This window comes from Streptomyces sp. AA1529, from assembly GCF_000280905.1.
Lineage (GTDB): Bacteria > Actinomycetota > Actinomycetes > Streptomycetales > Streptomycetaceae > Streptomyces.
The window spans coordinates 38,062-62,451 of the sequence record NZ_ALAP01000074.1 but is presented as its reverse complement, the minus strand read 5'-3'; the positions used below and the strand labels follow the sequence as shown (position 1 = coordinate 62,451).

The window sequence follows — 24,390 nt, the reverse complement described above, 5'->3', positions numbered from 1 at the left end:
CACCAACCCACACCACACCTTATGAAAGGGGAGGCACGTGTCTCCAGTATTCCGCACCACCCCCCGTGCCCCGGACATCGTCGCGCAGACACCGGTGATCACCGGAACCAAGCGGCTGACCGTGTCGACGATCCGCATCGCCCGCGACAACTACGAGACGGTCGTCTTCGACGACCACAGCGACAAGCGGCACGACGGCTGGTTCATCGGCGGCTTCGCCATCAACAAGTCCTCGAAGCGCGCCGAGAACCGCGACGACGCGATGGAGACCCACCGCGAGGCCCTGTACGCGAGCCGCACCGAGGAGCCGTTCCCGCCCCGCGGCGGCCACAGCGACCCGTGCGCCTACGCGTCTGGGATGAGCTCCCGCTGCACCTGCTCCACCGAGGGCGGTGCGCGATGACGAACCCCACCACACCGCTCTCCCCGGAGCGCGAGCGGGAGATCCGCAAGCGCGTCAAGGCTGCGACGCCCGGCCCGTGGGGGACCTACCAGCACGGCTCGATGGGCGAGGACGTGCTGATCGACATCGCCGCCGACCTGCACGACACCGGGCACGGCTACCGCTGCCGCCGCTACATCGGCCAGTTGGAGTCGGGCCGGATCGACAACGACCCGGCACACACGGAGTGGGACGCGGAGCAGGACAACAGGCAGTCGCACGACGACGCCGCGTTCATCGCCCAGGCACCCACCGACATCGCCGCTCTCCTCGCCGAGCTGGACCGGCTGCGGGGCCAGCGCCGGTTCTTGATGAGCGAGATCGGGGAGAAGGGCGCCTCGTCTGGTGTCGCTGACCGCGCCGTGCTGGCGTTCCTCGACAGCAGCGACGACGACAGCGGGGTGGACACCCCCAGCCGGCTGATGGTCCGCATCGCGCGGCTGGAGGAGCAGAACCGCCTCGTCAACCAGGAGGCCGAGGACCTGCGCAGCGAGATCGAGGATCTCGAGGACGCGAACACCCAGTGGGCGGAACGTGCCCACACCGCCGAGGCCACTGTCACCGAGCTGACGGCCGACCGTGCCGCGGCCACTGCCGAGGCCGAGTCCCTGCGTAGCCAGCTCGCCGCCGCCTACGGCATCACGGCCGCCGAGTGGATGCAGACCCAGCAGCAGCTCATCACCACGCTGACGGCCCGCGTCGCCGAACTGGAGAAGGCCGCCGGGGAGGGGCGCGCCGCGCTCGCCGACCTGGTGCGGGACCACGAGGACCCCGGGACAGCCGCCTACGGCGCCCTGCACCTCCTCAGCCAGGCCACGATCAGCGTCGAGAGCCAGCCCGACCAGGCCGCCGAGGCGCTTGCCCGGCATGACGCGAACGTTCTCGATTCGGCCGCCGACCAACTCGCCCTCATCGGGGACCGGCTCACGAGCGAGTACAGCAGCAGCGGCATCGCCACCGACGAGGGCCCGGCCGCCGTACTGGCGACTTGGAGCGCCGCTGAGGACAAGGTGCGCGAGCTGGCCGAGGGCGGTGCGCGATGACGATGCCGACCCCGTTCGAGCCGGACGCTTTCGACCGGATCACCGCCCGGTTGCCGCACCTGTCGGCGTGGCAGGCCGCCTGGAACCAGGCCGCCGACGAGCTGAACGACATGCCCCTCGTCGAGATCTACCCCGAGGACATCGGCCGGCTCGCGTTCGAGCTGCTGCCCGAGCACGAGCGCGACGAAGCGTTGGGCGCCCTCTCCTACTGCTGGTGGGCCGCCATGCAGAACGACCGCGAACAGCTCGCCGCGCACACCGACAAGGGGGAGCAGCCGTGACGTCGATTCCCGAGTTCCTTGCCCGCCTGTCGGGTGGCGACACGCCGCAGAACGCGGTGGACGACGCCCGGTGTCTGCTGCCGCCGATCGGCTGCGGCCAGCCCCTCACCGACGGCGACCTGCCCGACCAGGAGACGGCCCGCGAGTGGCAGATCACCGGCCTGTGCGGCGGCTGCCAGGACCGCATCCACACGGCGGGAGGTGGCCGGTGATGGCACTCACGATCCCCGCACCCGCGCCGGAGGGCCACGAGCAGTGCAGCGGCTTCATCCCGGACGCTCCCCGCGCCCCGGGCCTGTGCGCTGCCTGTGGCGACAGCCAGCGCTGGCACCAGGCCGCCGACGAGCAGTACGAGGCGGACTGCCAGACCCTGCGAGACGCGATGAAGGGCGCCACCTCCGACGCCGACCGCTCGGTGTACGCCCTCGACCTGTACCTCCTCGCCCACCCCGAGGCATGCCACACCGACGCCGACTACCCCGGCTGGACCCCCGGAGGAGCCGCATGACCGCCCTGGCCTTCACAGACACGGAGACGACGCACCTCGACCCGCAGTTCGGCGATGCGTGGGAGATCGCCGTCATCCGCCGCGACACCGACGGCACTGAGGTCGAGTACCTGTGGCAGGTGCGGGTGCCGCTCTACCACGCCGACCCCGAAGCCCTGGCCGTCGGCCGCTACCGGGAGCGGTTCGCTGTCTCCGCTGGCTGGGATGCCGCGGAGATGAACGAGGACGGCACCGTCCGCGCGCGGCTGACCATGCCGGAGCTGCTGCACGACGTGCAGGAAGCCATGTGGCAGGCGGTCGTCGTCGGCTCCAACCCGGGCTTCGACATCCGGTTCCTGACGAAGCTGCTCCAGGAGCACAACCGCAAGCTGCCGTGGCACTACCGGCCGGTCGACATCGCGACCCTCGCCGCGGGCTACGCGCAGGGGCTAGCCGCTTCCAGTCAGTACCCGGGCGAGGCTGTGACGGTTCCCTACTCCTCCCGCGGCCTGTCCCGCGCGGTGGGTGTCGAGCCCCCGGGCGAGGGTGTGGCGCACACCGCGCTCGGCGACGCGCGCTGGGCCCGGGACGTGTACGACGCGGTCGTGCTCCGCCGCACCGCCGCCGAGCGGGGTGAGACGGCGGGCGGAACGTGCGGGGCAAAGCTCACTCCCCGGAGCGGCACCCGGCCGTGCGTGCTCCCCGCCGGACACCCCGGACACCATCAGGACCAGCACACGAACACCTGGCCCAACTCGGGCGGCGCGTCATGAGCCTCGAACTCCGCACGTACCGGACCGCACGCACACCGAAGTGCTGCGACATGCACCTCTGCCACACCCGAATCCAGCCCGGAGACCGGTACCTCCGCACCTCGCTCCCGCCGCAGGTCGAGCCCAACTACAGCGACCACTGGTGGTCGATGAACGTCTGCACCGCATGCATGGCCGACGACGCCGAGCAGGGGGAGCACCGCACGACCGCCGACGAGTTCAACGCCCGGCACCCCGTCGGGACCCGCGTCGTCGCCTACCCCGGCGCCCGCCCGGAGGACGACGCCACCGCCACCCGCATCGACACGACGACCCGCAACCAGGCCACAGTCCTCGGCGGCCACACCGACGTCGTCTGGGTCCACGGCCACAGCGCCTGCATCGCCCTCACCCACATCGACGTCATCGACGGAGGTGCCGCATGACCGCCTGCCTCATCGGCAGTGTCGCCGTGCAGTTGGACGACGCCGCTTACACCGTCCACAAGCTCCCTGAGCACGACGTGACCGTGCTCCGAATCGGCTCCCTCGCCCTGCACATCGGGCCCGAAACGCCCGCCGCTGGCCTGCGAGCCCTGGCTGGCGAGCTGCTGCACCTCGCCGACAACCGCGACGCCGCCGAGCGGGGTGAGTCCCGATGACGTTCACGCACGACGGCACGACGTTCGACCTGTCCGTCCCGTATGCGGACGTGTTCGGCACCCACTGGACATGGACCGGCAAGCACACCCCGGCCGGCGAGCCGCTGATGCAGTCGATCCGCCGCCCCTACGGGCCCGGCCACCCCAGCCACACCCGGCCCTACGACAGCCAGCCCGTACCCATCACCGACGTGTACCACCACTACGGGCCGCTCATCCCCATCCACCCGACCCGCATCACCCCCCAAACCTGGACCGGGGAGGCCGCCGCGTGAACGGCACCGCCGCCGAGGTGTGCACCTACGCCATGGCCTTCGCCCTCGCCGCACTCCGCGAACTCGTCCGCCTCCAGCAGCAGATCGCCGACCTCCAAGACGCCCTCGACGGCGCCCGCGAAGCCGTCGAACTGGAGCAGACCGCACACCAGCACACGCGACTCCACGGCAGTCAGCCCAGGGCGATCCGGACCACCACCAACCACGAACTCCCCAAGGAGTAGCAGTGACCGACTACCCGAAGATCGCCGCCCGGTTCGCCCGGGACACGCAGCACCGCGAGATGACCGTCCTCCACGACGACGGCCTGTACCGGCACCTGCGGTTCGCTGCGAACAAGGACGGCGCCTGCTGGTTCGACCTGATCACCGCCCCCTACACGCTGATCTTCAAGGGTGGCGGCGACGCCTACGTCTTCACCATCGACGCCACCGAGGACATGTTCAACCTGTTCCGGCGCACCGCACGCCCCGGCGAGATCAACCCTGGCTACTGGTCCGAGAAGCTCCGCAGCAGCCGGGCCGCTGCCACCACCTACAGCGACGACCTGTTCGAGAAGCACGTCGCCGGCGAGCTGAAGGCCGCCGAACCCATCCACCCCGGCGTCACCCAGGCGTGGAAGGACCACGTCGAGTCCGAGTACAACACCGACTTCGAGGAGGAGGCCCGCCGAGCCCTCGACGAGTTCGAGTTCGGCGAGCAGTACAAGGCCCACTGCTCCGAGTGCGGAGAGCACCTGACCTCCGAGTCCCACACCGGCGCAGTCCTGTGGCTGTCACGGCACCGCCGCGAACGCGGTGCCAAGCACCTCGGCTCCGTCGAGGACCTCGCCTTCCACTTCACCGACACGTGGGAGTGGGACCTGCAGGACTTCGACTGGTGGTTCCTGTGGGCCTGCCACGGCATCCGGTGGGGCATCGACCAGTACGACGCCGCCCGCAAGCCTGCGGAAGCGGCCGCCTGATGGCTGGTTTCTGGATCCGCATCGCCCCTTCGGGCTGCGTCCACGGATCCGTCCACGAGGAGTCCGTCGGACAGCTCAACGACGACGCGCACAAGGAGTTCACCCCACGCGTCGCCGACCGGCGGCGAGAGGCCGCCGAAGGCTGGAAGCGCCCAGCCGCCTGATTCGTCCCGCGCCGGCGGATGACCAAGGGCTGTCGGCGCGGGCCACCAACCACACGCAGGGACACCGCGAACGCGGTGCCCCAGGACCAGCACACCCAGAAAGGAGGCGACATGCCCACCACCGAGCACCCCTACGCAGCCCCCGACGGCATCCTCATCGGACACCTCACCCCCGGCACCGCGGCATGGGAAGAAGCCCGCACCGGCCTCACCGTCACCGCCACCGAGATCGCCGCGATCCTCGGCCTGTCCCCGTGGCAGTCCCGCTTCAGCCTCTGGCACAAGAAAGCCGGCCTGCCCACCGCCCCGTTCGAGATGACGCCCGCCGTCGAGTGGGGCAACCGCCTCGAAGATCCCGTCGCCCAGAAGTGGGAGGACGAGCACCCCGGCCAGCTCGCGGCCCCCGCGGGCACGTGGCGGCACCGGGACCGCGAGTGGCAGCGCGCCACTCCCGACCGGCTCATCTACGCCCAGGCCGTCGACCCGTTCACCGTGCCTCACGAGGCCGCCGGACTCCTCGAGGTGAAGACCTCCCCGACCGGCGACGGCTGGGGCCCCTCCGGCTCGGACGAGTTCCCCATCTACTACCGCTGCCAGGTGCAGTGGCAGATGGACACCCTCGGCCTGCCGTGGACGAAGTTCGCCGTCCTCATCGGCGGCTGCGACTACCGCGAATACACCGTCGAGTTCGACGCCACCGACGCCCAGCTCATGCGGGACGCCGCCGAACGGTTCCTCGACGACGTCCGCAACGGGGTTCGCCCGGCCATCGACGACAGCACGGCCACCTACCAGACCGTCAAAGCGCAAGCCGAGGGCCGCGACGACATCGACGTCGAAATCCCCGCCGAACTCGCCGACCGCTACCTCGCCGCCGTCCGCGACGAGAAGACCGCCGAAGACACCAAGCGGCAGGCCGCCGCCGAAGTCCTCGACCGGATCGGCACCGGCTACCGCGCCATCCACGGCGACCGCCGCATCGCCTACCGCACCGTCCGCGACGGCCACACCCACTCCCTCACCCCCTACCAGCAGAAGGACGCCGCATGAACCAGATCAGCAACGCCGTCGCCAAACGGGACGACGGGCCCGCCGCACAGCTTCAGCAGTACCGGGACGAGTACGCCGCCCTCGTCCCCTCCCACATCAACCTCGACCAGTGGATCCGCCTCGCCGTCGGCGCAATCCGCGGCAACGAAGACCTCGAGGAGGCCGCCCGCAACGACGTCGGCGTGTTCCTCCGCGAGATGAAGACCGCCGCCCGCCTCGGCCTGGAACCCGGCACCGAGCAGTTCTACCTCACCCCCCGCAAGTCCAAGGCCCACCGCGGCCAGCCGATCATCAAGGGCATCGTCGGCTACCAGGGCATCGTCGAGCTCGTCTACCGGGCCGGCGCCGTGTCCTCCGTCATCGTCGAGACCGTCCGCCAGAGCGACACCTTCCGCTACACCCCCGGCCGCGACGAGCGCCCCATCCACGAGATCGACTGGTTCGCCGACGACCGCGGCCCCCTCGTCGGCGTGTACGCCTACGCCGTCATGAAGGACGGCGCCACCTCCAAGGTCGTCGTCCTCAACAAGCGGCAGGTCATGGAGGCCAAGGCCAAGTCCGACAGCCGCAACTCGCAGTACTCCCCGTGGCAGACCAACGAGGAAGCCATGTGGCTCAAGACCGCGGTACGACGCCTGGCGAAGTGGGTGCCGACCTCCGCCGAGTACATGCGCGAGCAGCTCCGCGCCGCGAAGGAAGTCGCCGCCGAGCCCGCCCCGGACGCCCCGCCCCTGCCGCCCGTACAGGCCGCCCCCCTCGACGACGTCGACCCCGACACCGGCGAAGTCCTCGAAGGCGAACTCCTCGACGACGACCAGCCCGCCCAGTAGTCCCGCTCGGGCCGCCCGCGGGCAGCGCGGGCGGCTTCACACCCGAAAGGAAGCCACAGCCATGAACAACGCCGACACCACCGTCCGTATCGACGCTCACATCACCCTCCCCCTCGACGACGGCACTGGGCTGCCCATGAAGCAGACCATCCACGCCTTCCCCACCAACATCCCCGGCCTGGTCGTCTTCCCCCTGATCCTCAGCCCGCTCGACACCGACCCGGACTGGTGGAACGTCACGCACGCCGCCAGCGGTAAGCGCCTCCCCACCACCTTCCGAAGCCGCGCCGCCGCTGAAGCCTTCGCGAACGCTGTGGGACCGCTCGCCGACTGGGAGCAGCCCCAGCCTCACGTCGTCGACAAGGGCGCCTTCAAGGCCCTCACCGCCAAGCACGGCGGCCTCACCGACGCCGAGTACCGCACGGCGGCCCAGTCCGAGCGGACCAGCACCAACTAACCGCCACACCGCTCGGGCCGCCCCGCCCGCCGCTAACAGGCGGGGCGGCCCCACCGAAAGGAAACCACGCCATGACACAGCAGGCAGTAGCCCCGCCGACAGAGGGCACGTGCGAACGCTGCAAGCAGACCCGGCCCCTGTTCGCCTACAAGCCCGAACACGACTGCATCGACGTCGCCGGACTGATGCGACTCGACGAAGCCGCCGACTGGATCGACCAGATCCGGGACACCGGCGACCGCTGGTGCGAAGCCCGCCTCGACCGCTTCAACCGCCAGATCAAGCTCTGCATCCGCTGCCACGACAAAGAGCGGGCCGACGAGGAGACCTACATCAAGGAGAACCAGCTGTGACCCGCCTGTCTCCGGCTGAGCGTCTGGCCGCCACGGACCGCGACACCACCCTCGCCGACATCACCAACCGCACCAGCGACTGGGACCGGTTCCTCGTCGAGCAGGCCATCTTCTGCCTTGGCCTCGCCAACGACGAGTTTTCGGCGAACTCGATGCGGGACCTCCTCCCCAAGCTCGCGCACGGCCACTTGGGCGCCGCCTTCAACGCCCTCCGCTCCAGCGGCGTGATCGAACACACCGGCCAGTACGTGCCGAGCACCTCACCCACCACCCACGGACACCCCGTGGCCGTCTGGCGGCTCTCCATCAAGGGCCACCTCATAGCGGCACAGCGCCGGCCCCGACAGCAGGGGAGCGCCGCCGCATGAACTTCCTCCACCCCGCCGGCCTCGCACTCGGCGCCGCCATCCGACACAACACCAGGAAGGAACACCAGCAGTGACCGCAACCCTCCCGCCCCACGGCTCACTGTCCCGGCACAAGCACTACGGATGCGACTGCAACCCCTGCCACTCCAACTACCGCGCCTACGAGAACCGTCGCAGCCGGCTCCGCGGCTACGGCACCTGGCAGCCCCTCGTCGACGTTCAGCCCGTCCGCGAACACCTCTCCACGCTGGTCGCCGCCGGCTACACCATCCGCAGCATCGGAGCCGCCTCAAACACCGACAGCGGCACCCTCCAGCGAGCCCTCTACGGCCCCAACAAAACCCTCCGCACCGACACCGCCAAGCGGCTCCTCGCCCTCAGCGCCAGCGACATGCAGCCCTCCGAACACCGCACCATCGACGCCACCGGAACCCGACGCCGCCTCCAAGCCCTCGTCGCCATCGGCTGGCCGTTCAGCCACATCGCCCGCCACATCGGAATGCACCAGCGCCCCCTCGCCGAACTCGCCCGAGCCCAGCACGTCACCCGCCGCACCGCCCAGCGGATCGAAACGGCATACCGGCAACTGTGCCGACTGGACCCGGCAGCCGACGGAGTACCCGGCAACCAGATCACCGCCGCCCGCCGTAAAGCCGCCCGCCTCGGCTGGTACGGCCCCCTCGCTTGGGACGACAACATCGACGCCCCCGCAGCGCAGCCCGACTGCGGAACCGACGCTCACCGGTTCACGGTCACCCAGCTCGCGGCTACCCGCTCCGCTGACATTCGCCACCTCGGCCGGTTCGGCATCGCCCACCGGGAGATCGCCGCACGGGTCGGCGTCACCGAGGCATACGTCCGCGCCCAGCTCGCCGGCTACCGCCTCCCCGGCCAGCCCCGCACCCGGCAGGAGGCGGCGTGAACGCCCGCGACTGGCAGGACAAGGCCGTCTGCCGCGAGGACCCCGACCTGTTCTTCCCGGTCGGCACCACCGGCCCATCACGGGACGACGCCGACCTCGCCAAATGGATCTGCCGCGAGCGCTGCTACGTCCGCGCCCAGTGCCTCGACCACGTCCTGCGCGCAGAAGCCGGATGGCCCATCGACCGGCGCCACGGCATCACAGCCGGCCTCAGCCCCCGCGAACGACTCCACCTCGACACCACACGCACCGCCGCATAGCAGCCGAACCGCCCGTCAGACCCGGAGGACGACACCCATGGGCTACCAGCTCCGCCGAGATTTGCGAGAGGCACTGGGACCGGACATCACCGGTCTCCAGCGTGCGGTCGCCCTGGAGATCGCCGACGACGCCAACGATTCGAGCCGCCGCAGCGCCGTACCACTGGAAGACCTCGCCCGGTGGGCGGGAGCCAAGGACACCAGCGTCGTGAGGAACGCGCTCAAGCGCCTCGCGACAGCCGGCTGGGAGTTCCGGGTGGCGATCGGCAAGGGGCGTGACGGGCGCATCTTGTACGCGGTTCCGGGGCAGCGAATGACGTTCCTCGTGCCCCCTTTCACCGCCACACGAGGGGGAGCCACCGCTACCCCTACCGACGCCAAGGGGGAGCCGGGGCTCACTCAAGGGGGAGCCACGGCTCACTCAGAAGGAGCCACCGCTACCCCTTCCACCCCCCAAGGGGGAGCCGGGGCTCATTCAGAAGGAGCCGTGGCTCACTCAGAAGGAGCCGTGGCTCCCCCCTCCTCCTCATACCCCTCATACCCCTCAAGCCAGCTAGCTAGCCAGCAGGCCCGGTCGCCGCGAAAGTCCGCCGAGATCCCCGACTTCGCCCGACCACTCATCGACCAGATCGCCACCGCCGACGTCCACGTCCGCTGGGGCCTCCGCGAAAACGAGTGGTTCCAAATCCACGCCCTCATCAAGAAGTGCGGGATCCCGGCCATGGCCTCCGCCGCCGTCAAAGCCGCCAAGCGAACCGACGTGGAATCCGCCCGCTACTTCCTCCCCGGCTGGCGCGAACTCCCCGAACAGCCCGCCCCCGGCACCGAGCGACCGCCACTCCGCGCCGTCTCAGGCGGCTACGAGCCCTGGCGCAACCCCACCAACCAAGACGACTACGACGAGGACCTGTAATGCAGATCGTTCCGCCCATCCACCCCGAACAGCACGCCCTCGAGAACCTGCTCGCAGCCCGCGGACTCACTGCCGACTGGCTCAACACCTCGAACGGCGACCCCTACAGCCAGCCCAACATCGCCCGCTACTCCATCATCGAAGCCTCGAAGATCGTCCCCTTCCACTACCGGGCCGCCCAGCCCAGCCTCCCCGCCGTCCGGAACTGGGTGGACACGCTCGCCAGCCAGGCCCTCACCGCCGCAGCCGAACGAGGCTCCCACGTCGCCTCAGTCCTCCGCGGCCCCTCACTGCTGCTCCTCGGCGTCACCGGCGTCGGAAAAACCCATGAAGCCTACGGCGCGCTCCGCGACCTCGCCATCACCGGCGTGCTCGCCAACTGGACCGTCACCACCGCCGCCGATCTGTACGCCGCCCTCCGCCCCCGCCACGGCGTCGACTCCGAAACCGAGTTCCGCCGCTACCGCGACTCCCGCGTCCTCCTCGTCGACGACCTCGGCGCGGCCAAGCCGTCCGAATTCACCGAGGACATCAACTTCCGGCTGATCAACCACCGCTACGAGCGGCACCTGCCAACCCTGGTCACCAGCAACGTGCGTCCCCGTGAACTCCGAGACCGGCTCGGCGACCGCGTCGCCTCCCGCCTCAACGAGATGTGCCAGCGGATCAGCATGAAGGGCGAGGACCGCCGCCGGGGTGAGGCTGCGTGACTACCGACACCGGCATGTGGGACGACGCCGCCACTGAGCAGGCCGCGGCCAGCGGACCGCCCAGCAACCCGGACGCCGAAGCCGGTGTTCTGTGCGCCGCCATGTACGACAACCGGCAGATCGACGGCCTCTCCGCCGTCCTCGAGCCGAAGCACTTCTACAAGCCGGCCCACGGCCTCATCTGGACCGCGATGCTCGGCCTGTACGGCTCCAGCAAGCCCGTCGACCCCATCACCGTCGCCCAGCAGCTACGCCGCGACGGCGACCTCCAGCGCGCAGGCGGAGCCGGCTACATCCAGCAACTCGCCACCTCCCCGGTCGGCGCCGCGCTCGTCAACCACCACGCCGAGATCGTCCTCGACTGCTACCAACTGCGGGCCGTCCTCGAAGTCAGCACCCGAGCCGCCGCCGCAGTCCACCGCCGCGAACAGCCTGCCGACGAGATCCGCGACCAGGCCATGACCGAGCTGCAGGCAGCCACCGTCGGCACCAGCGACATTCCGAAGCTGTCAGTCGCCGACCGGTGGCAGACCTTCATCGACGAACTCGAAGCCGGCCACGACCCCACCGCCCTCGACACCCCCTGGCGCGACCTCAACGAGGTCGTCGAGCTCAAGCCCGGCCAGCTCGTCGTAGTCGGAGGCGCCACCGGAGGCGGTAAGTCGCTGCTCGGCATGAACCTGGGCGCGCACGTCGCTCTCCACCGCGACCGGTCCGCCCTCGTCGCCTCCATGGAGATGGGTGGCTCTGAGCTTCTCGCCCGCCTCACCGCAGCCGAAGCCGGAGTGAGTCTCGACCGGCTCGTGCGACGCAAGCTCGACGACCACGACTGGACCAAAGTCGCCAAGGTCGCTGACCGTATGCAGCGCGCGCACCACTTCATCCTCGACGACGCGCCCGGCCTGACCATCTCCAAGATCCGGGCCCGGCTGCGGTGGATGGCCGCCCGCGACATGAAGCCCGGCATCGTAATCGCCGACTACCTGCAGCTCATGACTCCCGAAGGAGCGCAGGCTGGCAACAACCGGGCCCAGGACGTCGGTGGCATCTCCCGCGGGCTGAAGCTCCTCGCCGGCGAGTTCCAGATCCCAGTCGTCGCACTCGCCCAGTTCAACCGGAACGCCGTCGGCCGACAGCCAGTCGTGTCCGACTTCAAGGACTCGTCCAGCATCGAGCAGGACGCCAACGTGATCCTGCTCTTGCACCGGCCTCTCGCTGAGGACGGCACCGACACCGGGCCCCGCGCCGGGGAGATCGACCTCATCGTCGCGAAGAACCGCAACGGCGCCCAGGGCCGCATCATCCCCCTCACCTTTCAGGGCCACTTCGCCCGCCTCCGCTCCATGGGGAGGGCCTGATGACGGACCACAACCCGCACTACGCCGACTCGTGCCCGCGTTGTCTGGCCCGCGACAACCGGCCGACGACTGGTATCGCCGCCCGCGGGTCCCTCACCGCCGCCTACCGGTGCCAGGCCTGCCGCCACATATGGACCTGCACCTGGGCTGTAGTCCCCGGCCGCGTCCTCCCACCCCCGCCCGCCCTGGAGCGTGCCGCATGACCGGCCCGGTGCCGACGTCCCGCCGCGGCCCCAGCAAGCGCCCCCTGAGCGCCCACCAACTCGACGCCCTCCGACTCATCTCCCTCGGCAAAACCCAGAGCCACCTCGCCCGGGAGTTCGGCATCGACAGCAAGAGCATCGGCAAGCTGATGACCGAGGTGTTCCGCAAGCTCGGCGCAACGAACGCACCGAACGCGGTCCTCCTCGCCTGCCGGGCCGGGCTCCTCGCCGACGTCCTCGACAGCCCGCTGACCGGCCGGCAGCACGAAGCGCTGCTGTGGACCGCACGGGGCTGCACCGCGCAGGAGGCCGCCGACCGGATGGGCGTGTCCCTCGACACGGTCCGCTGGCTCCTGCGCACCGCACACCACCGGCTCGGCGCGCGCACCGCCACCCACGCCGTCGCCCTCGCCATGGCCCGCGGGCTCATCACCGCCGGAGACATCACCGAGCCGCCACACGGCCGTCAGAGCCCCGCAGGAGCCCGTGAGGCTCCCGAGCCCCACCCGAACCCCCAACGGCCGTCCAGCGGGCACACAGCCACCCGCACGGCCCCCGCAACCACCACACCCAAGGAGACAGCCGCATGAACCAGCACGCCCACAACGAGCCCACAGAGCCCGCGCCGTCGAACGGGACCCGCGAAAGCTCCCAGACGCTCCAGACCCAAAACGTTCCGGCAGGAAACGGCAACCCCGCCAACACCCCACCCCCGCCCAACGCCATCTGGCACGGCGAATGTGGACGCTGGTGGACCGGCAACGAACGCTCCCACGCCTCCTGCTGCCACGAAACGTTCTCCTCCCTGTCCGCGTTCGACGCCCACCGCCGCGGCGGACACTGCAACCCGCCCCACACCGTCGGCCTCATCGCCCGCCCCAAACCGTTCGGCCCCCTATGGGGCTGGCCCGCACCCGAAGGCGGCCACAACACCCTCTTCAACGGGGGAGCCGCATGAAACCGCCGATGTGGACCAGCACCAGCACCATCCCTCCCGGCGCAGCCGCACTGCAGGAACTCGCCGAGAAAGCCGTCGGCCCCGGCGACGCCGACGAGGTCGCCTACCGCCTGTACGACCAGATCCGCGGCGAGCAGGCCCGCGTGTCCGGACTGGAGGACACCCGCCGCGAGCTGTACGCCTGCCGCGCCATCCTCCGCACCATCCAACAGTTCACCAACGAACGACTCGACCGCGACGACGACACCGCGCGTCGCATCTACGCCACCATCGCCCGCTTCAACTACGGCGACATGTACCGGCCGGGCGGCAGCCTCGACCGCTACCTCATCCCAGCCGAACTCACCAACGAGGACGGTGCCGCGTGAGGGCCGCGGAGCAGCCGCTGCTGCACGGCTACAGCATGCGCGACCTCGACCGGCTCACCCGCTACACCATCGCCGCCGACCGCTGGCACCTGGCCGGCGCCGACGACCGGTACGCCGCCATACACCACGCCATCGTCGAACACCTCCTCACCGTGGGGGAGCGACCCACCCGCCGCGACCTCGTCAACCTCGGCCTACAAGCCTCCAACGCCCATGTCGCCGACGAAATGCACCACCACGGCTGGGACCGCCGCGACATGCAAGCCGGCCGCGGCGCACTCCCCAGCTTCCAACGCTTCTGGCAAACCCGCGGCCACCTCCCCTGGGACGAAACCCTCATCGAGCGGCATGCCCTCGCCCAGATCTGGCCCCACCTCACCGACGCACAGCAGCAGGCCATCGAAGCCCTCGCCACAACCGGCGACCACCAGGCCGCCGCCGATGCTCTCGACCTGCCCCTCCCCGCGTTCTCCGCCCGGCTCCGCCTCGCCCGCCGCGCCGTCCTCGGCCTGTGGCACGAACACGAAACACCCCGCCCCCTCCCGCGGGACAAGCGGGTCCGCACCAAGACCGGCGTCTGGAACGGCAGGCAGCTCCTCACCGAAGCCGACCTCGACCAGCTCCGCGACCGCCGAGCAGAGGGCGCCACCTACGCCCAGCTCGCTGTCGAGACCGGCTACAGCGCCGGCGCCCTCTGCAACCTCCTCCGCGGCAAACGCCGCCCCACCCGCGAAAGGACCGCAGCATGACCGACAACACCCCCGCCGTGAGGCCCACACGCCCACAGGGAAGCCCCACAGGCGGTCCGGCGACACCCAGCCCGGCCGACACCGAGAGCGAGCCGCAGGAGGGCGCACAGGACCGCGAGGCCATCGAGTCCGCCTACCTCCGTGCTGTGGTGTTGTCCGCTCTGGCCGGCTGCGGTGTGCAGGTGCCCGACGCGCGTGCGCAGGCCGCTGCGGAGACCGTGCTCGTGCACCTGGCCGACGCGCAGCAGCCCGGCGGCGGCGCAGTCCGCGTCACCACCGGCAGCAGCGAACGCCGCGAACGGTACGCGGCAGCGATGCACCGAAACCGCACAGGCTCCTTCGGGCCTTCGTGGCCGCGCGTCTCTCCTGATGTCCGGGCCATGTGGTTGCTGCGTGCTGACGCCGCCATGGCCGTGGCCGACGCCGAGCAGCACGCCGTGTACCGGCTGCTCGCCGAGTCCCGCACCCGCGAAGCCCGCCTGCGGGAGGAGTTGACCCACTGGCGGCGGGTGGCCGAGCAGCGAGCCCGAGTGATCGGCGGGGAACGAGCCGCCGACACCGAACTCCGCGGCGAGCGTGACCGGGCGCGCGAGGTGGCGGTCCGGCTGGAGAACCAGCTCGCCGCCATCCGCGGGCTGCACCAGCCGAAGCGGTTCACGACGAGCGACATCTGCGGCCACTGCTCCGGCTGGGGCGGTGACGGCACCTGGCCCGCCCACCTCATCGCCTGGCCCTGCGACACCGTGCGCGCCCTCGAGGAGCAGCCGTGACTCTCGCCGAACTCGCCACCGAATACGAGACCGAATCCCAGCGCGCCATCCGCACGGACACACGCGCCACCGCCCACAACACCGCGGAACTCTTCCGCCGGATGCTGTCCAACCGCGACGCCGCCAACCCCAACCGCATCACCATCCGCTACCGCACCCACCTCGACGTCGTCCTCCGCTGGTGCCGACAGCACGGCTACCGGGCCACCGCCGCAGTCGGCGGCTTCACCCTCCAACGCGGCCACGAACCAGTCCTCGTCGCCCAACCCGGCAACACCCTCACCTGGAACGGACACCACATCACCATCGAGGAGCAGCCGTGACGTGGCAGCGGCAGGAGATCACCACAGCCTGTGACTCCTGCCGCGCCTACTGGAACACCCTCCAAGACCTCGGCGCCGAATGGGACGCAGCCGGCCGCCCCATCGACCCCGACGGCTGGGGCCAGCAGATCGCCGCAGCCCTCGCCATGTACGGCGGACACCTCGCACACCACCTCGACAGGAGCCAGCCATGACCGAGCCCACCATCACCGACGCCATGGTGCGCGTCGCAGCCGACGCCATCGAGGACCAGTGCCTCACCCACCTCGGCCGTGACCTCGGCACCACCCACCGAGACGCCATCGTCCGAGCCGGACTCGAAGCCGCAGCGAGCGCCGCACCGGCCTGGCAGCCCCCGCCGCCCGGCAGCACCCGCGAACAGCTCCCCGACCACCTCCTCGCACTCATCGACGTTCCGCGGTACACCAGCACCGCATGTGAGACGGCCCGCGAGTGCGAGCGCGTAGTCGACGTCCACACCGAACACGCCGAGGAACTCCGGGCGGCGGCCGACCACCTCCACGACAGGTGCCGCATCAACCACAAGTTCACCGGTGTCCCCTGCGGCTGCCACTGCCACCAGACCATGGGGCAGTCGTGACCCGCGTGTACCGGTGGCTGACCACGCCAGTCACCGTGCCCCGCTGGGTATGCCTCGGGGCCCTCACCGCAGCCGCCTTGCAATGCGCCGCCTGGCTACTCCAAGGCGTGGCCTGGGCCCTCACCCACACCCACTAACCCCCCGGCCCGGCTGCGAACACGGCCGGGCCACCACCCCGCACCCCTGCACGACAGGAGCCACCCATGGACACCAGCACCTGCACCGTCTGCGGCCACGACCTGTGGGACAGCGAACGGGGTCATCAGGCGTGCGGCGCCTGCGTCCGCCGGCTCGACCGGCTGCTGCAGGACCTCGCCGGGCCCCGCGGCCTGTACGCCCAGCTCGCCACCGTCCTCACCCCCGGCACCATCGGCGACAACGCCCGCGTCTCCGGCAGCCGCACCGCCCCCCTCCCCATACGACTCGAGCCGCTCAGCCTGGCCAGCCGCGGGGGAGTCGTCACCATCCTCCAGACCTGGCTCGTCGACATCCACGAGCACCTCGGCTACCGGCACCCCCGCTGGCAAGGCGACCTCCAAGGCCAGCTCGACCAGGCCGTCAGCCGGCTCCGCATCCTCCTCCCCTGGGCAGCCGAGAACCACGAGGCGTTCCGCGAACTGCACGCCGAGGTCAAGCAGGCCGTAGGCCAGTGCCGCGCCCAAGTGTCCGGCGAACCCCCCGCCAAGCGCGTCACCGTCGTCTGCGCCCTGTGCGACGCCACCATGCGGATCACGCTCGACACCCCCGGCCAGCGCTGCCAGTGCGGCACCCAATACGGGTGGGCCGAACTGAGGCAGCTGCCGCTCGCTGAAAGGACAGCGGCATGACGCGGTTCACCGTCTGTAACGCCCGCACCGGCGACTGCCACACCCCAGTCGCCATCATCCGCACCCAGCCCGGACACAGCATCGCCCTCTGCCCCGACTGCCTCAACACCTGGCTCGACGCCGCCGACCAAGAACCCCGCCTCGAACCCACCCACCTCTGGTGGCTCACACCCCGCCACACCACCGAGTGAACCCGACCCCCGCCCACACGGAAGCCCCCGACCGCAACGGCGGCCGGGGGCTTCCTGTCGTGTGCGGGGTCAGACGGTCAGCGCCTCCTGCACCTCAGCCTGACCGTAACCCTCCCGATGCGCCAGCAGCGCCCGCACCCAACGCTCCCGCTCGACAGCCGGACGCCGCGGCGGCATCGCAAACAACAGCCGGCCCGGACGGTCCACGATCCCACCGAACAGGTTCGGGTCGTCGAGCGCGTCCAGCACCACGACCTCCCCGTTCACCGACGCCAGCAGATCCGGCAACGGCGCCGACGCGATCCGAGGGAGCGGGATCGGGGAGGAGTCGGGAGTGCCCGCAGGCAGACATGTCGATACACTCATGGTGGAACTACCTCTCTGCGATGAGCTGGTTTCCTTGATCAGCAGGCGGCTACCTGCTGGTTCTCAGCGGCCGGGACGTCGTGCAGCCACATGACGTGACCCCGGCCGCTGTCGTGTCTTCACCGGCCTTAGCCCGCGCGGTCATGGCCCCCCTGGGCAGTCGAGGTGATGTAGTTGTGCGCGCTGTTACGCCGCAACTACAGGAACCATAGCGCTCTAGAGCAATCGGGGCTACCCGTCGAAGGGTGCCCGCGCTGCCCTGTGCATGTACAGCAGGTAGCGTTGCTCTAGATGAATCCGTATTGAGGGAGGTCATGTGCCACGCAAGCCCGGCGCGCAGCACAAGTACCGCGAGATCGCCGACGACCTGCGTAGGCGGATCAAGTCGGGCGAGTTCGACGCGACCCGCAAGCTCTCCACCGAGAGGGAACTGAGCGAGCGCTACGGAGCCTCGCAGATGACCGTCCGGCAAGCCCTGGCAGTCCTCCGCGACGAAGGGCTCGTCGAGAGTCGCGTCGGGTCCGGCTGGCGCCTAACCGAGTGGCGGCCCATCGTCCGTAACGCGCTCAAGCGACTCTCTCCGGAGGAGTGGGGCGAAGCGCAATCGATGTGGGAAGTCGACATCGAAGATCGCGACCTCGTTGTTGCTGACGTCCAGATCGAGCAGCTGCCCGCCCCGGATGAGGTTGCGCGAGCCCTAGATGTCGAGGCGGGTGAACTGGTGTGGAAGCGGGGGCGCCGGTACCTCGTCGAGGGGGTGCCCGTCATGCGGGCGACCTCGTACATCCCCGACGAGTTCGCCCGTGGGACCCGCATCACACAGGTCGACACCGGTCCAGGTGGCATCTACGAGCGATTCCGAGATGCGGGGCACGGCCCTTTGTCGTTCCGCGAGCAGGTTCGGTGCCGGCTCGCCACCCCTGGTGAGGTCGATGACCTCGCGCTCGCGGCTGGTGCTCCAGTGATCGAACAGCACCGGTATGCCCGACGCCCCGACGGGGTCGTGGTCGAGGTCAACCGGATGATTCTGGACGCGTCTCGCTACCTGCTCCAGTACGACATCTAGTCCTGACCTGCTGAAACGTGGCCCCCGCCCGGATGGGCGGGGGCTTTCGTGTGTCTTGAACCGGCTCTAATTGCTCCAGTTCTATTGATTGCTACGTAGCGATCTGGTTCTCTAGTCACCACACCCCACGTCGACCCAAGGGGAGCACCCAGTGACGACTCAGACGGTCGCCCCTCGTGGCGACTACCTCTCGACCGGCGCGGCGGCCAAGCGAATCGGGATCACCCCGCAGCACGTGCGCCGGCTCATCGCCTCCGGCCACCTGCCCGCGATCAACGTCGCGGTGGGCACCAAGCGGCCCCGGTTCCGCATCGCCGAAGCGGCGATCACCACGTACCTGCACGGCGCGCAGGTCGGCGCCAAGCCCGACGCCGCCTGACACAACAAAGCGGCCCCGGCCGGAGGTAGCAGCTCCGACCAGGGCCTATCGAGTCCCCTAGGAGGACCCACCATGAACTCTACTTTCACCCCGCTGTCTTCGTCTCCTGCTCCTCTGTCCCTGCTGTCCGATGGTGATGCGGCCACGGTCTTCTCGTTCACTGCGGCGCGTCGGTCGCGTATGTCGGTGGCGGAGGCTGAGGTGGAGGCCGCCTACGTCGAGGCCCGGCAGGTCGCCGAGCGTCGCACCGAGCTGGAGGTGGCGTTCGATCGGGCGCGTGCCGAGGGCGACGAGTTCGCCGAGATGCGGGCGCTGCAGGCCGCGAAGGACTTCGACCTGGCGCACCCGTCGCGGGACCCCCTGTTCGAGCAGCTCCACGCCGCCCAGATGTACGGCCAGCCGGCGGGGGTGGCGGCGTGAGTGCTTGGCCGGCGGGGGTGGTGGCCCGCTATCTGACGGTGGGTGGGGCGGCGGTCGACCTGTTCGGCCCGGACCCGGTGAACAACTTCGGCGGCCCCTGCGGCGGCTGCGGGCAGCAGGTGACGAACCGTCGGTCGGACCCGGACAGCCCCGAGGCGGGTCTGGTGGATGCCCGCGGTGAGGCCCAGGCCCACGCCAAGCAGTGCCGTGCGGTGCCGCAACCCGAGGCGGGTGGTCGGTGATGGGCGCCCTCGCCGATGCGAAGGCTGAGGTGAAGGCGGAGATTGCCCGCACCGATTCCAAGGCGAGTCTGCTGCTGGCGTTCAACGGTGTGGCGCTGGCCGGCGTGTGGACGCTGGGCGCGCAGCCGTGGGTGCCGGTCGCGGCCCGGATCGTGGGGGCCGGTGCGCTGGGTGTGCTGCTGGCGTCGGTGACTCTGCTGCTGCTTGTGGTGCGTCCCCGCATCTCCCCGACGGCGGCCCGGGTCGGCTTCCCGCACTGGGCGACGTTGAGCCCCGAGCAGTTGACGGCCGAGCTGGCGGTCGACTGCACGGCCGCGCACACGGTGGCGCTGTCGCGGATCGTCGTGGCGAAGATGCGCGGCCTGCAGCGTGCGGTGAACCTCACGCTGGCGACCGGCGGCCCCCTGAGCGCGGCGGCGCTCATCACTCTCATCACAGCCGGGATGCGCTGACGGCTGCCCGATCCGCCCGGCATACCCCCAGTCGGGCGGTGAGGGGAGCCGGCCAGACCGGCCGGACCGCCACCACTCAATGCCTTGGAGGCACCCATGTTCGGACGCAAGCAGCAGATCACCGTCGAGTCGGACTTCGGCAAGCACTACTTCAAGTGCACCTGTGGGGCGCACTCGCGTCCCTGCCTGTCTCGGGACGAGGCGGAGGCCAAGGGCCAGTGGCACGCGAAGGAGCACAAGAACGTCACCGTGCGCCGCTGACCGGCTGTCCGCGGGTGCCCGGCTCCTCGCCGGGTCGGGCGCCCAAGGAGAACCGGCCCAGCACCCCCACCTCTGAGTTTTGGAAGGACGTCATGAACATCTCGATGTTGATCGCGGCGACGAGGGCGCGTCTCGCGCTTCTCATTGCGGGTCTGGCCTGGTTCGTCGGGCTGGACGCCCCCGCCCCGGTACGGCTCGCCATCGCCGGCCTCGTCGTCATGGCCCTCGTGTTCGACGGGGCCATCGACGAAGGCCGCATCCGCACCGAGGCAGCCAGCAAGCACCAGAACCGACCGCACTCAACTGTCTGACCGGAAGGAGGCTGACCGATGTCTACCGCTACCGAGCACGTCAACGGCTACGAGCGCCAGGCCGCCGATCCGGTGGAGCAGGCGAAGGCGGACGCGATCCGATCCAAGTCCTACGCCGAGTCCGAAGCCCTGCGTATCGAGGCCGAGGGCAAAGCCAAGGCCGCCGAGATCGTCGCCAAGGAGGAGGCGGAGAAGCAGCGCCTCGCCAACGAGCGGGCCCGGCTGAAGCTGGAGAAGGACCAGGCCGCCCACGACCGGCACATGGCCGAGCAGCAGCGGAAGGCCGCTGAGGAGCGGGTCGCGAAGGACAAGGCCGAGCGGCAGGAAGCCGAGGAGGCGCAGCAGGAGGCTGACCGTGCCGCGGAGCAGCAGCGCAGCGAGAGGTACTGGAAGTGGGGGGCCCGCGGTATCTACGCCGTCGGCCTGATCATCGCGGCGCCGGTGCAGTTCCTGCACTTCTGGGACCCCGAGCGTCCGTTCCTCATCGCCGCGCCCGGCCTGCTGGAGGGTTTCGCTCTGGTCCTCGCGTGCGGCGCCGCATGGGCGGTCGCCCACAAGCGCGACGTGGCCCCGTACCGGGTGGGCATCATGCTCGGTGCGCTGATCGCCGCTGCCATCAACCTGTATGGCGGCATGGCCGACGCGCGGATCGGTTTCAACGCGGGCCTGATCGGCGCCATCGCCTCGCTTGGTGGGCCGATCGTGCTGATGGCCTACGAGCACGGCATCGCGCAGAAGGCGGACGGCATTCCCTCGTTCCGGGAGCGGCGCGCGACGGAGAAGGCGGAGAAGGCCGCAGCGAAGGATCGGGAGCGGGCGAAGGCCGAGAAGCGCGCCGCCGAGGAGAAGTCTGCGGCGGAGCGGCTCGACCAGAAGCGGCGTGCAGAGGTCGAGCAGGAACGCCGCGACAACGACCGTCAGCGTCGGCACCCGGACGTGTGGGAGGTAGCGGAGTCGCTGCGTTCGGCCCGCGGTGAGGCGGTCGTCACCGAAGCCATCTGGAGCGAGGCGTGGTACGTCGTCACCGGCTCGAAGAGGGTCGGCTACACCACCGAGATCGAGGCGACGGCGCGTGCTGCGCAGGCCCGTATGAAGACGGTCACGGAGATGCCGATAGAGGGCGAGTTCTCCCTGATCACTTCCCAAAAGGCTGCCCGCTCGAAGAAGGCTCCTGACGCGCCCGACGGGCGCCGCTTCAACGGCGGCACACCGCCTCGCCGCACCCCTGGCGACACCCAGCCGTACAGCGCTGGGGCGAAGAAGCAGGCGGCCATCGAGCAGACCCAGCCCGCCGCCGCCGACGGTAAGTGAGAGGACCCGACGAGATGAGTATCGACACCACTGTGCGGGTCCCCGCCGACGCCGCCGAGGCAGCCACCGGCCGGCCTCCGCTGGCCCTCGTGAAGGACACCCCGGCCCCGTTCGAGGGGACCGTCGTCGAGCACCAGGGGCAGTCGGTGCGGCCGGCGTGGATCGAGTCGGGTGCGGCGCTCGCCGCCCGCGCCCGGCAGCACGCCACAGACAACCGCCTGTACGTCGGGTGGACGGTGCGCGGCTACCGGCAGCTCGGCCGACGGTGGCTGGACTCCCGCCGCGACGACTACCCGCAGATGATCGCCTCCGCCAAGGCTGAGCTGAAGGCCGCTGCGGGGGATGTGTCGGCTGAGGACTCGGCCCGGCGCAGCCTCACCGAGCGCCGCGCCGCATACCGGCTCCACAAGCGCTGGCACTGGATCAAGACCGGCGGCTGGGGGACCGCGGGTGGCGCCAGCTTCACCACGGCCGTTGTCGTGGGCGGCGGCTGGATCGACCTGCTCCTCGCCGGCGGCGCCATGGCGGTCGGTGCCTGGCACGGACGGCCCGGCACCGGCGACAGCATCCCGTTCGCCGACACCACCGGCGGAATCATCGAGATCGACGGCAGCGACGACGACCCGTTCCCCATCGCCGACGCCCACACCCGCGACCAGGCCGCCGAGGCGGTACGCCGGGCCCTCGTGTCGGAGGGTATTGCCGTCGCCGCGGTGGAAGCCGGCCGCCACTACTCGTGGGGCTGGGAGGTCACGGTCCGCCTCAAGAAGGGCAAGCCGTCCGACCTGATCAGCAAGGCGCCCGAGTTGGAGACGCCGCTGGACCTGCCGACCGACGGGCTGTTGTGCCAGCCCATGCGGAAGCGGCGCGCCCAGGTGGTGCTCCGACTCGTCGAGGGCGACCCGTTCGAGGAGATGCCTGCCCTGCCCGAGCGGAAGCCGAACAGCGTGCAGATGCGGGACCGGTCGCTGGTGGCCAGGCGGATGGACGGGCAGGACACCCGGCTGTCGTTCCTGGGTCAGCACTTCATCACCATCGCCTCGTCGGGTGGTGGGAAGTCGGTGACGCTGCGGACGATCGGTGACGTGCTGACCGCCTGCGAGGACGTTGTCGTCATCGACCTCGACCCGGGCGGCAACGGCCTGGAGCCGCTCGCTGAGGCTGTCGGGGTGCGGGTGGTCGGCGCGGACAGTATGCACATCATCGAGGCCGTGCTGGAGAAGGTCCTGAAGATTGCGAAGGCGCGGGCGACGCTGCTGGGGAAGCTCGGCATGGGCGACAACTGGGTGCCCTCGCCCCGCTATCCGGCGATCGTCACGCTCCTCGACGAGTATCCGCAGCTGTCGCAGCGGGCCAAGGCGCTCGTGGTGGCGATCCTGCGGGTGGGCCGTAAGGCGCGCGTGCAGATCGGCCTGGCTGCGCAGGAGGCCACGAAGGATGCGATCGGCGCCGCTATCGCCGACTCCATCGCATTGAAGATCGTCGGCCCGTCGAGGCATCAGGACATCGTGCAGGTCTTCGGCACCGGCGCCGGTGCGAACGGGTGGCGGCCCGACCGGCTCCACCCCGCCCAGGGGGAGGACCCGGCCGACGCGGGCAAGGTGTACATCATGGGCGGCGGCTCCACCGACCCGCTGATCCACAAGTTCATCGCCATGGGTCCGCAGGAGGGCAAGAGGCGTGCCGCGGAGCGGGCGGCTGCCGGTCGCCCGTGGATCGACGCGGAGTCCCTGGATGCCGCGGGTGTCTCGTTCGACGACCTCGACGAGGTGCGTCCGGTGGAGCGGCTGCCGGAGCCGATCGAGCTGGCCCGGGCCGCGTTCACCGCCGCGGAGGACCCGCCGCGGATGACGTCCGCCGACCTGTTCGACTACGTGGCCGCCGCGGCTCCGGAGCGGTGGGCGCCGGAGGACGACGAGGACATCGAGCCGGCCCGCAACCGGTACCTGAAGGCGCTGCGTGACGCTGCCGCCGCGGTGGCGCCGGGGGTCGACATGAAGGCCCGCCAGTGGAGCGGTGGCCGCGGCTACTACCTGGAGACGATCACAGCTCTGGCGGGTGAGGAAGCCCCCGAACCGGGCTGATCCGCACGACTGCGGGGGCGTGACGCTGCAGGTCACGGCCGTGACGCCCCCCGTGATGAGGGCGTGACGGGCCCGGTCTGCCCGTGACGCATCACGCCCCCGTCACGCCCACCATCACGGCCCTGACCTGCACCATCACGCCCCATCACGGGCAGTATCACGCCCCGCAATGCCCGAAAGATACACATATGCACCATCGACTGAACAGGAGACCCGAT

The 24,390-nt window shown here is 70.3% G+C and carries 42 protein-coding genes; 41 read left to right on the top strand and 1 reads right to left on the bottom strand.

Annotated features, from left to right (window positions below; all coding sequences use genetic code 11):
- Nucleotides 1-37 precede the first annotated feature (37 nt).
- The 32 genes from A949_RS0121220 to A949_RS0121055 all read left to right on the top strand — a co-directional run bounded on the left by A949_RS0121220 (nt 38) and on the right by A949_RS0121055 (nt 17,280).
- Complete coding sequence (locus tag A949_RS0121220) at nt 38-403, top strand: hypothetical protein (protein ID WP_158687618.1); 366 nt, start codon at nt 38-40, stop codon at nt 401-403.
- Entirely contained in the window at nt 400-1,485 is a 1,086-nt protein-coding gene (locus A949_RS0121215) for a hypothetical protein (RefSeq protein ID WP_019358043.1), read from the top strand. The genes A949_RS0121220 and A949_RS0121215 overlap by 4 nt, the downstream gene beginning before the upstream one ends.
- Nucleotides 1,482-1,766, top strand: a complete 285-nt coding sequence (locus A949_RS0121210) for a hypothetical protein (protein ID WP_019358042.1) — start codon at nt 1,482-1,484, stop codon at nt 1,764-1,766. The genes A949_RS0121215 and A949_RS0121210 overlap by 4 nt, the downstream gene beginning before the upstream one ends.
- The gene (locus A949_RS0121205; RefSeq protein ID WP_019358041.1) at nt 1,763-1,978 is read left to right on the top strand and encodes a hypothetical protein; all 216 of its coding nucleotides are present in this window, start codon (nt 1,763-1,765) and stop codon (nt 1,976-1,978) included. The genes A949_RS0121210 and A949_RS0121205 overlap by 4 nt, the downstream gene beginning before the upstream one ends.
- Nucleotides 1,978-2,274, top strand: coding sequence for a hypothetical protein (locus tag A949_RS0121200; RefSeq protein WP_019358040.1), 297 nt, complete (start codon nt 1,978-1,980; stop codon nt 2,272-2,274). The genes A949_RS0121205 and A949_RS0121200 overlap by 1 nt, the downstream gene beginning before the upstream one ends.
- Nucleotides 2,271-3,026, top strand: a complete 756-nt coding sequence (locus A949_RS0121195; RefSeq protein WP_019358039.1) for a 3'-5' exonuclease — start codon at nt 2,271-2,273, stop codon at nt 3,024-3,026. Before A949_RS0121200 ends, A949_RS0121195 begins: the two co-directional genes overlap by 4 nt.
- On the top strand, nt 3,023-3,451 hold the full coding sequence (locus A949_RS34130) for a hypothetical protein (protein ID WP_019358038.1): 429 nt from the start codon (nt 3,023-3,025) through the stop codon (nt 3,449-3,451). The genes A949_RS0121195 and A949_RS34130 overlap by 4 nt, the downstream gene beginning before the upstream one ends.
- Nucleotides 3,448-3,666, top strand: a complete 219-nt coding sequence (locus A949_RS0121180) for a hypothetical protein (protein WP_019358037.1) — start codon at nt 3,448-3,450, stop codon at nt 3,664-3,666. The genes A949_RS34130 and A949_RS0121180 overlap by 4 nt, the downstream gene beginning before the upstream one ends.
- Complete coding sequence (locus tag A949_RS0121175) at nt 3,663-3,941, top strand: phiSA1p31-related protein (protein ID WP_019358036.1); 279 nt, start codon at nt 3,663-3,665, stop codon at nt 3,939-3,941. The genes A949_RS0121180 and A949_RS0121175 overlap by 4 nt, the downstream gene beginning before the upstream one ends.
- The gene (locus A949_RS0121170) at nt 3,938-4,165 is read left to right on the top strand and encodes a hypothetical protein (RefSeq protein WP_019358035.1); all 228 of its coding nucleotides are present in this window, start codon (nt 3,938-3,940) and stop codon (nt 4,163-4,165) included. Before A949_RS0121175 ends, A949_RS0121170 begins: the two co-directional genes overlap by 4 nt.
- Before the next feature lie 2 nt (nt 4,166-4,167).
- On the top strand, nt 4,168-4,905 hold the full coding sequence (locus A949_RS0121165; protein WP_019358034.1) for a hypothetical protein: 738 nt from the start codon (nt 4,168-4,170) through the stop codon (nt 4,903-4,905).
- The gene (locus A949_RS38240) at nt 4,905-5,069 is read left to right on the top strand and encodes a hypothetical protein (protein WP_019358033.1); all 165 of its coding nucleotides are present in this window, start codon (nt 4,905-4,907) and stop codon (nt 5,067-5,069) included. Before A949_RS0121165 ends, A949_RS38240 begins: the two co-directional genes overlap by 1 nt.
- 111 nt (nt 5,070-5,180) lie before the next feature.
- On the top strand, nt 5,181-6,119 hold the full coding sequence (locus A949_RS0121155) for a YqaJ viral recombinase family nuclease (protein ID WP_019358032.1): 939 nt from the start codon (nt 5,181-5,183) through the stop codon (nt 6,117-6,119).
- Complete coding sequence (locus tag A949_RS0121150) at nt 6,116-6,949, top strand: recombinase RecT (RefSeq protein ID WP_019358031.1); 834 nt, start codon at nt 6,116-6,118, stop codon at nt 6,947-6,949. The genes A949_RS0121155 and A949_RS0121150 overlap by 4 nt, the downstream gene beginning before the upstream one ends.
- A gap of 61 nt (nt 6,950-7,010) precedes the next feature.
- A complete protein-coding gene (locus A949_RS0121145) occupies nt 7,011-7,406 on the top strand; it encodes a hypothetical protein (RefSeq protein ID WP_019358030.1) in 396 nt (131 codons plus the stop codon).
- Nucleotides 7,407-7,477: 71 nt separating this feature from the next.
- A complete protein-coding gene (locus A949_RS0121140) occupies nt 7,478-7,759 on the top strand; it encodes a hypothetical protein (protein WP_019358029.1) in 282 nt (93 codons plus the stop codon).
- The gene (locus A949_RS0121135) at nt 7,756-8,127 is read left to right on the top strand and encodes a hypothetical protein (RefSeq protein WP_019358028.1); all 372 of its coding nucleotides are present in this window, start codon (nt 7,756-7,758) and stop codon (nt 8,125-8,127) included. Before A949_RS0121140 ends, A949_RS0121135 begins: the two co-directional genes overlap by 4 nt.
- Nucleotides 8,128-8,197: 70 nt before the next feature.
- The gene (locus A949_RS35675) at nt 8,198-9,049 is read left to right on the top strand and encodes a hypothetical protein (RefSeq protein WP_019358027.1); all 852 of its coding nucleotides are present in this window, start codon (nt 8,198-8,200) and stop codon (nt 9,047-9,049) included.
- A complete protein-coding gene (locus A949_RS0121125) occupies nt 9,046-9,309 on the top strand; it encodes a WhiB family transcriptional regulator (protein WP_019358026.1) in 264 nt (87 codons plus the stop codon). The genes A949_RS35675 and A949_RS0121125 overlap by 4 nt, the downstream gene beginning before the upstream one ends.
- Nucleotides 9,310-9,796: 487 nt before the next feature.
- Nucleotides 9,797-10,222, top strand: a complete 426-nt coding sequence (locus tag A949_RS38235) for a hypothetical protein (RefSeq protein ID WP_158687617.1) — start codon at nt 9,797-9,799, stop codon at nt 10,220-10,222.
- Nucleotides 10,222-10,932, top strand: coding sequence for an ATP-binding protein (locus A949_RS0121110; RefSeq protein ID WP_019358023.1), 711 nt, complete (start codon nt 10,222-10,224; stop codon nt 10,930-10,932). Before A949_RS38235 ends, A949_RS0121110 begins: the two co-directional genes overlap by 1 nt.
- A complete protein-coding gene (locus tag A949_RS0121105) occupies nt 10,929-12,290 on the top strand; it encodes a replicative DNA helicase (protein WP_019358022.1) in 1,362 nt (453 codons plus the stop codon). Before A949_RS0121110 ends, A949_RS0121105 begins: the two co-directional genes overlap by 4 nt.
- A gap of 199 nt (nt 12,291-12,489) precedes the next feature.
- Nucleotides 12,490-13,083, top strand: a complete 594-nt coding sequence (locus tag A949_RS0121100) for a helix-turn-helix transcriptional regulator (RefSeq protein WP_019358021.1) — start codon at nt 12,490-12,492, stop codon at nt 13,081-13,083.
- Complete coding sequence (locus tag A949_RS34120) at nt 13,080-13,451, top strand: FDXHR family putative zinc-binding protein (protein WP_019358020.1); 372 nt, start codon at nt 13,080-13,082, stop codon at nt 13,449-13,451. The genes A949_RS0121100 and A949_RS34120 overlap by 4 nt, the downstream gene beginning before the upstream one ends.
- The gene (locus A949_RS0121090) at nt 13,448-13,819 is read left to right on the top strand and encodes a hypothetical protein (RefSeq protein ID WP_158687616.1); all 372 of its coding nucleotides are present in this window, start codon (nt 13,448-13,450) and stop codon (nt 13,817-13,819) included. The genes A949_RS34120 and A949_RS0121090 overlap by 4 nt, the downstream gene beginning before the upstream one ends.
- Complete coding sequence (locus tag A949_RS35670) at nt 13,816-14,568, top strand: transcriptional regulator (protein ID WP_019358018.1); 753 nt, start codon at nt 13,816-13,818, stop codon at nt 14,566-14,568. Before A949_RS0121090 ends, A949_RS35670 begins: the two co-directional genes overlap by 4 nt.
- Entirely contained in the window at nt 14,565-15,338 is a 774-nt protein-coding gene (locus A949_RS0121080) for a hypothetical protein (protein ID WP_019358017.1), read from the top strand. Before A949_RS35670 ends, A949_RS0121080 begins: the two co-directional genes overlap by 4 nt.
- Nucleotides 15,335-15,661, top strand: coding sequence for a hypothetical protein (locus A949_RS0121075; RefSeq protein WP_019358016.1), 327 nt, complete (start codon nt 15,335-15,337; stop codon nt 15,659-15,661). Before A949_RS0121080 ends, A949_RS0121075 begins: the two co-directional genes overlap by 4 nt.
- On the top strand, nt 15,658-15,855 hold the full coding sequence (locus tag A949_RS37290) for a hypothetical protein (RefSeq protein ID WP_019358015.1): 198 nt from the start codon (nt 15,658-15,660) through the stop codon (nt 15,853-15,855). The genes A949_RS0121075 and A949_RS37290 overlap by 4 nt, the downstream gene beginning before the upstream one ends.
- On the top strand, nt 15,852-16,262 hold the full coding sequence (locus tag A949_RS0121065; RefSeq protein ID WP_019358014.1) for a hypothetical protein: 411 nt from the start codon (nt 15,852-15,854) through the stop codon (nt 16,260-16,262). The genes A949_RS37290 and A949_RS0121065 overlap by 4 nt, the downstream gene beginning before the upstream one ends.
- Before the next feature lie 203 nt (nt 16,263-16,465).
- Nucleotides 16,466-17,089, top strand: coding sequence for a hypothetical protein (locus tag A949_RS0121060; protein WP_019358013.1), 624 nt, complete (start codon nt 16,466-16,468; stop codon nt 17,087-17,089).
- A complete protein-coding gene (locus A949_RS0121055; RefSeq protein ID WP_019358012.1) occupies nt 17,086-17,280 on the top strand; it encodes a hypothetical protein in 195 nt (64 codons plus the stop codon). The genes A949_RS0121060 and A949_RS0121055 overlap by 4 nt, the downstream gene beginning before the upstream one ends.
- A gap of 69 nt (nt 17,281-17,349) precedes the next feature.
- On the opposite strand, the gene A949_RS0121050 is transcribed toward A949_RS0121055, so the two are convergent.
- Nucleotides 17,350-17,646 (bottom strand): hypothetical protein, encoded by a 297-nt coding sequence (locus tag A949_RS0121050; RefSeq protein WP_019358011.1) that lies wholly within the window; start codon nt 17,644-17,646, stop codon nt 17,350-17,352.
- A gap of 316 nt (nt 17,647-17,962) precedes the next feature.
- On the opposite strand from A949_RS0121050, the gene A949_RS0121045 reads away from it, so the two are divergent.
- From A949_RS0121045 to A949_RS0121005, 9 genes are all read left to right on the top strand, one after another.
- Nucleotides 17,963-18,712 (top strand): GntR family transcriptional regulator, encoded by a 750-nt coding sequence (locus A949_RS0121045; protein ID WP_019358010.1) that lies wholly within the window; start codon nt 17,963-17,965, stop codon nt 18,710-18,712.
- Between the two features lie 151 nt (nt 18,713-18,863).
- Nucleotides 18,864-19,091: an excisionase family DNA-binding protein gene (locus A949_RS0121040; RefSeq protein WP_019358009.1), complete on the top strand. Its 228-nt coding sequence runs from the start codon at nt 18,864-18,866 to the stop codon at nt 19,089-19,091.
- Between the two features lie 186 nt (nt 19,092-19,277).
- Nucleotides 19,278-19,511: a hypothetical protein gene (locus tag A949_RS0121035; protein WP_158687615.1), complete on the top strand. Its 234-nt coding sequence runs from the start codon at nt 19,278-19,280 to the stop codon at nt 19,509-19,511.
- A complete protein-coding gene (locus A949_RS0121030) occupies nt 19,508-19,753 on the top strand; it encodes a hypothetical protein (protein ID WP_026004883.1) in 246 nt (81 codons plus the stop codon). Before A949_RS0121035 ends, A949_RS0121030 begins: the two co-directional genes overlap by 4 nt.
- Complete coding sequence (locus A949_RS0121025; protein ID WP_019358006.1) at nt 19,753-20,205, top strand: Pycsar system effector family protein; 453 nt, start codon at nt 19,753-19,755, stop codon at nt 20,203-20,205. Before A949_RS0121030 ends, A949_RS0121025 begins: the two co-directional genes overlap by 1 nt.
- 96 nt (nt 20,206-20,301) lie before the next feature.
- Nucleotides 20,302-20,466: a hypothetical protein gene (locus A949_RS38230; RefSeq protein ID WP_019358005.1), complete on the top strand. Its 165-nt coding sequence runs from the start codon at nt 20,302-20,304 to the stop codon at nt 20,464-20,466.
- Nucleotides 20,467-20,558: 92 nt separating this feature from the next.
- Nucleotides 20,559-20,777 carry a hypothetical protein gene (locus tag A949_RS0121015; RefSeq protein WP_019358004.1) on the top strand — a complete coding sequence of 73 codons (219 nt, stop codon included), beginning with the start codon at nt 20,559-20,561 and terminating at the stop codon, nt 20,775-20,777.
- 18 nt (nt 20,778-20,795) lie between these two features.
- The gene (locus A949_RS0121010; RefSeq protein WP_019358003.1) at nt 20,796-22,088 is read left to right on the top strand and encodes an MFS transporter; all 1,293 of its coding nucleotides are present in this window, start codon (nt 20,796-20,798) and stop codon (nt 22,086-22,088) included.
- A 14-nt stretch (nt 22,089-22,102) separates the two neighbouring features.
- Nucleotides 22,103-24,172, top strand: a complete 2,070-nt coding sequence (locus A949_RS0121005; protein WP_019358002.1) for a hypothetical protein — start codon at nt 22,103-22,105, stop codon at nt 24,170-24,172.
- Nucleotides 24,173-24,390: the final 218 nt, after the last annotated feature.